This window comes from Moorena sp. SIO4E2, assembly GCF_010671945.1.
GTDB classification, from domain to species: Bacteria; Cyanobacteriota; Cyanobacteriia; order Cyanobacteriales; family Coleofasciculaceae; genus Moorena; species Moorena producens.
In genome coordinates, this window is the sequence record NZ_JAAHIE010001063.1 from 1 (window position 1) to 1,809 (window position 1,809).

Here is a 1,809-nt window from a genome sequence, read left to right on the forward strand (position 1 = left end):
AGCATTTATGAAATTTCAGGCAACTTTCTGCGCAGCTACGGCATCATATACCATCAGGATTGAGAATAATGTTACGTTTTATTGCAGTTAATGGAAAATGTCAATTGCATAATGTGTAGCTATTAAGTCGATAAATTATATAGAGGCTGTATATCCGTTTGCAGCGTAAATTGGTCAGCGATGTCGATCTGGCAGATATCGGGGTGTAATCTGACAATAGTCAATTCGTCTACCGGGGGGAAGTTTAATGACAGTGAATTTCAGCAGATTTTTTCGGGTCTGTAATCCCAGTAAAACCCTGAATGTGGGGAGGGCTGAAGACCAACAATATTACATTGATTTTTCCAAGGTGCGGGGCAGCAATATTATTCGAGAACTCAGACGCACCATTACCTTCTCAGAAGACGAACCCACCTGTCAGTTGTTTACCGGACACATGGGCTGTGGCAAGTCTACCGAGTTATCGCGATTGAAACGGGAATTAGAACAACAGGGATTTCATGTCGTCTATTTTGAGTCCTCTAATGACTTGGACCTCGCAGATGTAGAGATCAGTGATATTTTGCTGACCATTGCTCGTCAGGTGATTCAAAGTCTGGAGGAAGCTAAAATTAGACTCCAACCCACCCGCTTCCAAGGGTTAGTGCAAGGGGCGGCTAAGTTGTTAAACTCCGAGGTGACCGGGTTGAAATTCAAAGTTCCTGAGTTTCAGGCCGCTGGTGTAGGGGTTAAAATACCTGATGAGATTGGCATCAGCTCACAAGAGGGGGAGTATTCCCTAGCGTTTGGGATTGGAGAAATTACTACGAAAGCTAAGAATTCTAAGGACATTCGCTCCCTATTGCGACAACATCTAGAGCCACGGGTCAACAATATTGTAGAAGCGATTAATACAGAACTGATTGAACCAGCTCAACAGCAGCTGCAACAGCAGGGTAAAGCTGGACTAGTGGTGATTGTGGATAATCTTGACCGGATCCATAATAAACCTAAGTCAGGGCAACGCAATCAGCCAGAATATTTGTTTGTAGACCAGGGGGAGTATCTTAATCAACTCAAATGCCATGTGGTCTACACCATTCCCCTGATTTTGGCATTTTCCAATGACCAAGAAAACCTCAGGAATCGCTTTGGTTGTGAGCATTTACTGTTACCGATGGTACAGGTACAAGAACCAGATGGTAGTCCCAGTGATGCCGGAATTGCTTTGCTGCGACAGATGATCTTAGCCAGAGCCTTCCCAGATGTGGAGCCAGAGCAACGGCTGAGTTTAATTACAAAAGTGTTTGATAGCCCACAAACATTGGATCGGCTGTGTCTAGTCAGTGGGGGTCATGTCAGGAATTTGCTGGTGCTGCTCCGTAACTGCCTCAGGAAAGACGAACCGCCTTTATCTCGTAACTTGGTAGAAAGTGTGATTAGTCAGCGTCGCAATGAATTGAGCAGGGCAATTACACCGGATGAGTGGGAATTGCTCAGACATGTGGCTGAACACAAAACTGTCAGGGGTGAGGAGGAATACCAAATCCTGTTGAAGAGTTTGTTTGTGTTTGAGTATTGTAATGACCACGGATGTTGGTATGATATCAATCCGGTGTTAGCTGATGCCAAAGAGTTGAATGGAAGCTAAATATAATATCAGCTATCAGCCGTCAGCTGTCAGCTATCAGCTGTCAGCTATTAGCTATCAGCTATTAGCTATCAGCATTAACCTCTACCTGAAATTACTCAGTTCCATGACTCCCTGTGTAAGCATTCAGCTATCAGCTATCAGCTATCAGCTTTTAAATAACACAATTAAGCATTCGT

At 44.1% G+C, this 1,809-nt stretch carries 2 protein-coding genes; both read left to right on the forward strand.

All coding sequences use genetic code 11. From position 1 onward, the window contains the following. Positions 1 to 247: 247 nt before the first annotated feature. Positions 248 to 1,630: an ATP-binding protein gene (locus tag F6K37_RS40650; protein WP_287256971.1), complete on the forward strand. Its 1,383-nt coding sequence runs from the start codon at positions 248 to 250 to the stop codon at positions 1,628 to 1,630. Next, a partial coding sequence (locus tag F6K37_RS40655) for a hypothetical protein (protein ID WP_287256973.1) occupies positions 1,620 to 1,809 on the forward strand: 190 nt, incomplete at its 3' end. The genes F6K37_RS40650 and F6K37_RS40655, both read left to right, overlap by 11 nt.